Genomic DNA, 7484 nt, shown 5'->3' on the forward strand with positions numbered 1-7484 from the left:
GGGGAATCTGATACAAGCACGACTATCATTACGTATTAAAACAAGGTATAATAGACAACAGGTGGTGAAAAGATGACCGAAAAACAAACAATTACAGACGAGATCACTTCGGTACTCGAGGAGATCATCGAAGAACCAGAGAAACAGCCGCAAAAAGGCGAACTGGTTACGCTTGTTAATGAAGATGAATTATTGATCGGTACACGCCAATACAAATTGGTGGTAGATTATCGCGAAGGATTTGATCCCCAAAAATTGGGCGAACGGTACAGTGAAGTATTGGCTCGCTACGATTACATCGTAGGGGATTGGGGTTATGAACAGTTGCGTCTAAAAGGTTTTTTTGACAAAGACAATCGCAAAGCATTACCGGATCAGCGGATCGACATGCTAGAGGATTATTTATATGAATACTGTAATTTCGGTTGCGCTTATTTTGTAATTCAACGAGTTGGCGGCAAGAAAGAAAAGAGTACGACCCGACGCCGTAAAAAGAAACCAGCAGCTCAAAGCAATCAAACACGTCCGGCACACATCGATGAGAAACAAGAAGTTGTTTCTCAAAAACAGGTGAAGCCAACGATTAAAAATCGAAAACCAAAAGAAAAAAAGGCGCGATCGACAGAAACGACAGTGAAAAAAACAAATAAAAAAGAATTCACGATCCGTCAACGGGAAGAGTAATTTATGAAATATAAGGGATATTTGATTGATTTAGATGGCACGATCTATTTAGGGAAAGAGCCGATACCAGCAGGCAAACGCTTCGTTGAAGCTTTGCAGAAAAAGGAATTGCCTTTCCTTTTTGTCACAAATAATACGACCCGCAGTCCAGAAACAGTCGCACAACGATTAGCGGATGAATTCGCCATTCATGTGGCGCCTGCAACAATTTATACGGCAAGTTTGGCGACGATCGACTTTATGAAAGACCACGGTCGCGGCAATAAAGTCTTTGTGATCGGCGAAGCAGGATTGATCGACTTGATTTTAGCGGCCGGTTTTGAATGGGATGACCAAAATCCGGATTATGTCGTCGTTGGTTTAGACAATGATGTCACCTACGAAAAGTTTGTCTTAGCCACATTAGCGATTCAAAAAGGGGCTACCTTTATCGGCACCAATCCAGATAAAAATATCCCTACCGAACGGGGATTGTTACCTGGAGCCGGTTCTTTGATCGCAATGGTGGAGACTGCGACACAGACACCGCCGATTTTCATCGGTAAACCGGAAGCAATTATTATGGACAAAGCCGTGGCACACCTTGGTTTACCAAAAGAGGAAGTCATTATGGTGGGAGATAACTATGAGACGGATATTTGCTCGGGGATTCGGAATGGCATTGATTCCCTATTGGTACTATCCGGTTTTACACCGAAATCTGCTGTGCCTCGTTTACCGGAACCCCCAACTTATGTCATTGATTCCTTAGATGAATGGGATTTTGACCAATGAGAAAACAAGTATGGATCGAGCGGCTAGGGATGCTGTGTTTGTTTTTATTTCTGATCAGCTTAGCAATTACGGTAACGATCAATTTTCGCTGGCTATATCATTTTGATATTCAACAGTTGAATATTTTAGATTATACCGACATTTCAAAAGAAGAATTGATAAAAAATTATGGGTTGTTGCTGGATTTCTTGAACAATCCATTGAATACGACATTAGCTTTGCCAGATTTTCCGATGTCAGCGGCAGGAGCTGGACATTTCTATGATGTGAAGAAACTATTTTTATTAAACTATGGTGTACTGCTCGTAACGTTGATCCCCAGTTTCATGCTTCTTAGATCTTTTTGGAAAAATGATCAGCGCTGGCGGTTGTTGCGACCATTGCAGTGGGGGATGCTGCTGCCGATTTTCTTTGGTTTCTTGATGGCAATCGGGTTTGATCGATTTTTTGTGACGTTTCATGAGATTTTCTTCAATAATGACGATTGGCTTTTTGATCCAGTAACGGATCCCATCATCAATGTTCTGCCGGAGACGTTCTTCATGCACTGTTTTATTTTATTTTTTGTACTGATTGAACTGTTTTTCTTTGTGATTTACTGGTGGGCAAAACAAAGTCAAAAAAAGACTATTTCATAAGTGAGAAAAGACCTAGAGGATAGCGGGAACGTCAGTCATACTGGCGTTCCTTGCTAGTATCGCGTAACGATTTACACGGTAGTCCCTTCAGGTGTTTCAGACTTGTGGGATAGTCTTTTTTCGATAGTAGCTGATTTTTACAAGTTTATTGAGTGATGTAATGAGACTTGCTTGGATGCTGGTGCGCCAAACGACTAGCTGCCGAAGCTGCGATTGCACCTACAATATCATCTAAGAATGTATGGACCCGGGGGCCTTCATGACTGTTTAATTCTTTTAAAATACCTGGCTTCACTTTATCGATGTAGCCATAGTTGGTGAAACCGATCGAACCGTAGACATTGACAATGGAAAGTGCCAAAATCTCATCAATACCATACAACCCTTCATCATCTTTGACGATTTCCTGCAATGGATGCAAAAGGCTGTTTTCTTCTGCCAATATATCTAACTGGATACCAGTCAAAATCGTGTTGTGAACCTCACGTTTACTGAGGACTGCGTTCACACTTTCAATGCACATATCTAATGTAATACCTTCGATATAATCTTTTTGTAAAAATAAAACAAGTTCGCCGATATCCTGAAGTGATACGCCGCGCTCTGAAAGTAGTTCTCTTGCCTTATCTTCAAGTGTTTTATTCTCTAATACCATGTGATTCCCTCCAATTCTTTTTTCTTACTTCTATCCTATCTTATCTTGCCCGTGGAATCAAAAAATACCGACGAACAGCAACGTAGTCGTTTCTGAACTGTATGAAAAAAAGTCGCAGAGAAATCCTGCGACCGTTCTTTTTATAGCTTTTTTCCTTTTTTATACTAGCTCTTTTTTAAGCTGTTTTTTAATATAGTAGTTTTTGCTTTTTTGGTAAGTAGCTTTTTTTGCAATTGTTGTTTTGCGGCAACTGCCCAAGGGTGGGCCACTAGCAAATCACCAGCAAACAGCCAGTCAAGATAACATAATGCTGCCGCTTCTAAAGAGTTATCAAGTGCAGCCAGTAGCTCCTCTAAAAAAGGTGCCGCATCTGCGCGATCCCATTCGATTTTATCTGCTAGGAAAACAATGAGATCCAGCTTTGAAAAATTTTCCTTAAGTGTCGTGTGGCAGGTAATGGCAGACAAAATCTCAGGGTCAGTGATCCCAAAGAGCTCTTTTGCCAAAGTAGCCGATTGTTTTTGATGCAGCAATAATGGTACTTTTCTTTCTTCCGGCACTATCTCCAAACCGTAATATTCTTGAAATGCGAGACGTTCATCATTGGGAATGACCACGCTGATATCATGAAACAATCCAGCAATCGTTGCTTTCTGGCAGTCGCCACCGAAACGTTTGGCAAGTTGCTCAGCGGCATTGGCTACTTCGAGATGATGTTGGACAGTCGATACTTGGTCAAAGGCTTCTAAGTAAACACGCATTTGGTTTGCAAGGGACGCATCAGGTAAATCAATTTTATACCGACTCAGCATGGTCTACTCCTTGAACAAACTAGTGCTGTGGGCAGGTTGTGTCCGGTTTTTAGGATCAATGTAATGAAGCGCATTGTTGACGGCAGTGGGGGCTTCCCCGAAACCAGTAGCAATCAAATCTACTTTGCCATCGTATAAGACCACATCCCCGCAAGCGTAGATTCCTGGAATGGATGTCCGCATATCTGATGTAACGAATACGCCTTGTCGAGTGCTTTTTAGTCCCCACTCTTTAATGTTCAAAGTCGAAGAAAAACCGTAATTAACGATCAAAGAGTCCACTTGCAAGGAAACAGATTCATCTCCTTTGACTTGCTGCAAAGCAATTTCAGTTAGACGTTTTTCTCCACTGATATCCTGGATAACATAGGGAGTTAGAATGTTGACAGAAGAAGCGCGCAGTTTGTTGACACTATGTTCATGCGCTCGAAATTCTGGGCGACGATGGATCAAATAAACTTCACTAGCGATTGGTTCAAGCATGAGCGCCCAGTCAATCGCTGAATCGCCACCCCCAGCGATAGCAACTTTGCGGCCCGCATACTTCATCAAGTCAGTTACGAAATAGTCGAGTCCATTGCCTTCAAAACGTTCACTGTCGGGTATAGACAGTTTTCTTGGCTGGAAGGAACCATTGCCTAAGGCTAAAATCACTGCTTTGGAATAGTGATTGCCTTTATCTGTGATCAGTTCTAGGTAGTCTTCGTGCTTTTCGATCTGTAAGACGGTTTCCTCCAAACAGTATTGATGATTGAAGGTAGTCAGTTGCTTTTCAAGATTTTGAACCAATTCACCGGCTTTGATCTTTGGATAACCCGGAATATCATATATATATTTCTCAGGATAGAGCGTGGCCAATTGGCCGCCTAGCTGAGGCAGACTGTCGATCAGTTTGGTTTTTGCGTTGCGCATACCGGCGTAGAAGGCAGAGAACATGCCGCTCGGCCCAGCACCAACGATGGTAATATCATATATCTCCATAGTGCATCTCCCTCTGTTGATTGATTATTCTACAGTATCACCTGGACGAATAGCTTCATTATAGCAAAAATTGTCTTAACTAGCATTTTTTCATTTTTCTGCTATCATTGTTTTAGTATTTAGTATAAACAAGGAGGCGTTAAGTGTGTCTGAATTTCCACAGCTACATTTAAAAGAAACAGGTCATAAAGCAGTTATCAAAACGAATCGGGGAGATATCACAGTAGTGCTCTTTCCAGAATTGGCCCCAAAAACCGTGAAAAACTTCGTCGAACTTGCCCAAAAAGGATATTACGACGGTATCATTTTCCACCGCGTTATTCCTGATTTTATGATTCAAGGCGGCGATCCTACCGGTACTGGTATGGGTGGCGAAAGTATTTACGGGGGCAGCTTCGAAGATGAGTTTTCAAAAGAGCTCTTCAATCTTCGCGGAGCATTATCAATGGCTAATGCCGGCCCAAATACAAACGGCAGCCAATTCTTTATTGTCAACAATCAAAACGTACCAGCGAATATGCTTGGTCAATTAGAGGGAGCAGGTTATCCTTCCGAAGTGATCGAAGCATATCAACAAGGTGGAACGCCATGGTTAGACTTCCGTCACACTGTTTTTGGTCATGTTGTAGATGGCATGGATGTAGTGGACGAAATCGCAAACGTTCAACGAGGACCGCAAGACCGTCCTGTTCATGATGTTGTGATCGAAACAATTGAAATCAGTGCATAAAAAAGAACCCCGCGGGGTTCTTTTTTATTGTTTCAGTTCTGTGAATGCAGCAGCAATTTGCAGGAGACCTTTTTGCAGCGTTTCTCGAGGACAAGCCAAGTTGATCCGCATATGTTGCGTTCCAGATGGGCCAAAGTTGATACCTGGATTCAAGACCACTTTTGCTTCTTTGATCAATTTGCGTTGTAACTCTCGGTCAGAAAGACCGTAGGCAGAGAAGTCTAGCCACATAAGATAGGTGCCTTCTGGCTTTTGAAACTTGATTTCAGGTAATTTTTCTACCAAAAACTCACAGGTCCATTCGATATTGGCTGAAAGATAGTTAAGCAATTCATCCAGCCATGCTTCTGACTCTCGATAGGCTGCTTCTGTTGCTACAATACCGAATGTATTGATTTCACTTTGAACATTTTTTTCTTGAACAGTTATGAATTGTTTTTTCAAATCCGGATTTTTGATAAAGATCATTGAATTTTTGATGCCGGCCAAGTTGAATGTTTTGGTTGCTGAAGTTAAAACAATGGAGAAATCAGCAAAAACAGGATCAACTGTCTGAAATGAAACAAATGTATTCGGAGCAAAAACGATGTCTTGATGGATTTCATCGCTGACCACGAGAACATGATGTTTTTGACAGATCGACCCAATTGTTTGCAGCTCCTCTTTTGTCCACACACGACCACCAGGATTGTGTGGATTACACAAAATCATCAGTTTGACATGGTTATCTACAATAGCAGATTCCATTGCAACGGAATCGATTTCGAAATGCCCGTTTTTTTCGATCAACGGGTTGCGCACAAGTTGACGCTGATTTTTTTCAACAACGTCAGCAAATGGTGGGTACACTGGATCATGAATCATTACACTGTCGCCTTCATTGGTATAGCTCTGCACAGCTAATGCGAGACTAGGGACAACACCACTGTTGAACAAAATCTCCTCTTTTTGTAGCGAGTAGTTGTGTTTTCGTTCTTGCCAAGAAATGATTGCTTCGTACAAACTTTCAGGGAAAACAGTATAGCCGTAAATTCCTTGATCAATCACTTGCTGCAGGGCATTCTTGACCGGCTTAGGTGCCAAAAAATCCATGTCGGCTACCCATAACGGCAGTAAACCTTCTTCCTTATAGGTCGTAGCAATACTGTCCCACTTTACACTATTGGTATTTAACCGTGAATGGACATTGTCAAAATTCGTCATATGTACCCCTCCTAGATCGTTTTTTTCTACTACTTCAAATCTAACACTAGTTCAAGTATAATAAAAGATGAAAAGAGAGGAAATCATATGGACTATCAAATCGGAACTATTATTGACGGAACGGTCACAGGTATACAACCATACGGCGCCTTTGTGTCGCTCGATAAAGAAACACAAGGCTTGATCCATGTTTCTGAGATCCAGTCTGGATACACGAAGAATATTCATGATGTTTTGCAAGTGGGCCAGGAGGTGCGCGTACAGATTATCGATATCGATGAATATAGCCAAAAAATCAGTCTGTCCCGCAGAACATTAGAACAAAAATTTGTTCAGCTTCCTTATAAGCGCAAAAGGTATTTTACGAATAAAAACAAACGAATCGGTTTTCGGACGATTGCTGAAGCCTTACCAAAGTGGACAGCAGAAGCCAAAGAGATGCTGGAAAAAGAAAACGGAAAGAGATAATCGTGCATATTTTCTGAAAATGTGCTAAAATTGATTTACAATCAGTTGAATAACCGAGGTGGGTATTTTGGGATCCAAAAAAGTGGCAGGAACAGTTATGATGCACTTGGCAAATGGCTCGAAAAAGTTTTTGATGCAGACGCACGAAGGTACCGCAGAACTGGCATCTACAGACTTCTCTGAAGATAAGACCGGTCTAGCAAATATTTTACAATTGTTTAAAGACAGTATTCATTTAGACGTGACAGCGATCGATCTTGTTGAATTAACCAATGGATCGATTGATGCTGAGAATATTCCACTTTTTGTTTTTGAAACCCAAGAATCAGGACAAGACAAACAACTACCTGATGGTTATGCGTGGGAAGAACCGAATGTTTTCAGACAAATTATTGAAGATTACAAAATAGAAGGTATGCCATTCTTCTAATCAAATGGATAGAAGACAACTACATAAAAAAGGGCTCTTCGTCAAATCGTGTTGGTGAAGACAAATTTGAATAAAACTTAGTCCGATATGCGGCGCGTTCTGTGCGCCG

The 7484-nt window shown here is 41.4% G+C and carries 10 protein-coding genes; 6 read left to right on the forward strand and 4 right to left on the reverse strand.

The features are described 5' to 3' along the window. Positions 1 to 72: 72 nt before the first annotated feature. The 3 genes from DVW06_RS06860 to DVW06_RS06870 are packed head-to-tail and all read left to right on the forward strand — an operon-like array spanning position 73 to position 2096. On the forward strand, positions 73 to 684 hold the full coding sequence (locus tag DVW06_RS06860) for a YutD family protein (RefSeq protein WP_003128781.1): 612 nt from the start codon (positions 73 to 75) through the stop codon (positions 682 to 684). 3 nt (positions 685 to 687) lie between these two features. After that, positions 688 to 1458: a TIGR01457 family HAD-type hydrolase gene (locus DVW06_RS06865; RefSeq protein WP_003128782.1), complete on the forward strand. Its 771-nt coding sequence runs from the start codon at positions 688 to 690 to the stop codon at positions 1456 to 1458. After that, complete coding sequence (locus DVW06_RS06870; protein WP_003128784.1) at positions 1455 to 2096, forward strand: TIGR01906 family membrane protein; 642 nt, start codon at positions 1455 to 1457, stop codon at positions 2094 to 2096. The genes DVW06_RS06865 and DVW06_RS06870 overlap by 4 nt, the downstream gene beginning before the upstream one ends. Positions 2097 to 2241: 145 nt before the next feature. Here the strand turns inward: DVW06_RS06870 and DVW06_RS06875 are convergent, their stop codons facing one another. From DVW06_RS06875 to DVW06_RS06885, 3 genes are all read right to left on the reverse strand, one after another. Beyond that, positions 2242 to 2751, reverse strand: a complete 510-nt coding sequence (locus DVW06_RS06875; RefSeq protein WP_003128785.1) for a phosphatidylglycerophosphatase A family protein — start codon at positions 2749 to 2751, stop codon at positions 2242 to 2244. A gap of 164 nt (positions 2752 to 2915) precedes the next feature. Next, a complete protein-coding gene (yqeK, locus tag DVW06_RS06880; RefSeq protein ID WP_041120432.1) occupies positions 2916 to 3563 on the reverse strand; it encodes a bis(5'-nucleosyl)-tetraphosphatase (symmetrical) YqeK in 648 nt (215 codons plus the stop codon). A 3-nt stretch (positions 3564 to 3566) separates the two neighbouring features. Next, positions 3567 to 4544 carry an NAD(P)/FAD-dependent oxidoreductase gene (locus DVW06_RS06885; protein WP_003128789.1) on the reverse strand — a complete coding sequence of 326 codons (978 nt, stop codon included), beginning with the start codon at positions 4542 to 4544 and terminating at the stop codon, positions 3567 to 3569. A 145-nt stretch (positions 4545 to 4689) separates the two neighbouring features. Here DVW06_RS06885 and DVW06_RS06890 point away from each other — a divergent pair, with 145 nt between their 5' ends. Then, on the forward strand, positions 4690 to 5274 hold the full coding sequence (locus tag DVW06_RS06890; RefSeq protein WP_003128790.1) for a peptidylprolyl isomerase: 585 nt from the start codon (positions 4690 to 4692) through the stop codon (positions 5272 to 5274). Between the two features lie 24 nt (positions 5275 to 5298). Here the strand turns inward: DVW06_RS06890 and DVW06_RS06895 are convergent, their stop codons facing one another. Beyond that, positions 5299 to 6477, reverse strand: a complete 1179-nt coding sequence (locus tag DVW06_RS06895) for a MalY/PatB family protein (protein ID WP_029487258.1) — start codon at positions 6475 to 6477, stop codon at positions 5299 to 5301. 87 nt (positions 6478 to 6564) lie between these two features. On the opposite strand from DVW06_RS06895, the gene DVW06_RS06900 reads away from it, so the two are divergent. After that, a complete protein-coding gene (locus DVW06_RS06900; protein ID WP_003128793.1) occupies positions 6565 to 6945 on the forward strand; it encodes a CvfD/Ygs/GSP13 family RNA-binding post-transcriptional regulator in 381 nt (126 codons plus the stop codon). A 67-nt stretch (positions 6946 to 7012) separates the two neighbouring features. Continuing rightward, on the forward strand, positions 7013 to 7375 hold the full coding sequence (locus DVW06_RS06905; RefSeq protein WP_021149210.1) for a hypothetical protein: 363 nt from the start codon (positions 7013 to 7015) through the stop codon (positions 7373 to 7375). The last annotated feature ends 109 nt before the right edge of the window (positions 7376 to 7484 follow it).

It is taken from the genome of Enterococcus sp. ARL09-542, from assembly GCF_005234805.1.
Lineage (GTDB): Bacteria > Bacillota > Bacilli > Lactobacillales > Enterococcaceae > Enterococcus_D > Enterococcus_D gallinarum.

What these genes read in the sequence shown, in the direction of transcription:
- DVW06_RS06865 (WP_003128782.1), top strand. Translation starts at nt 688, where the DNA reads ATGAAATATAAGGGATATTTGATTGATTTAGATGGCACGATCTATTTA.
- DVW06_RS06860 (WP_003128781.1), top strand. Translation starts at nt 73, where the DNA reads ATGACCGAAAAACAAACAATTACAGACGAGATCACTTCGGTACTCGAG.
- DVW06_RS06870 (WP_003128784.1), top strand. Translation starts at nt 1,455, where the DNA reads ATGAGAAAACAAGTATGGATCGAGCGGCTAGGGATGCTGTGTTTGTTT.
- DVW06_RS06895 (WP_029487258.1), bottom strand. Translation starts at nt 6,477, where the DNA reads ATGACGAATTTTGACAATGTCCATTCACGGTTAAATACCAATAGTGTA.
- DVW06_RS06885 (WP_003128789.1), bottom strand. Translation starts at nt 4,544, where the DNA reads ATGGAGATATATGATATTACCATCGTTGGTGCTGGGCCGAGCGGCATG.
- DVW06_RS06900 (WP_003128793.1), top strand. Translation starts at nt 6,565, where the DNA reads ATGGACTATCAAATCGGAACTATTATTGACGGAACGGTCACAGGTATA.
- yqeK (WP_041120432.1), bottom strand. Translation starts at nt 3,563, where the DNA reads ATGCTGAGTCGGTATAAAATTGATTTACCTGATGCGTCCCTTGCAAAC.
- DVW06_RS06875 (WP_003128785.1), bottom strand. Translation starts at nt 2,751, where the DNA reads ATGGTATTAGAGAATAAAACACTTGAAGATAAGGCAAGAGAACTACTT.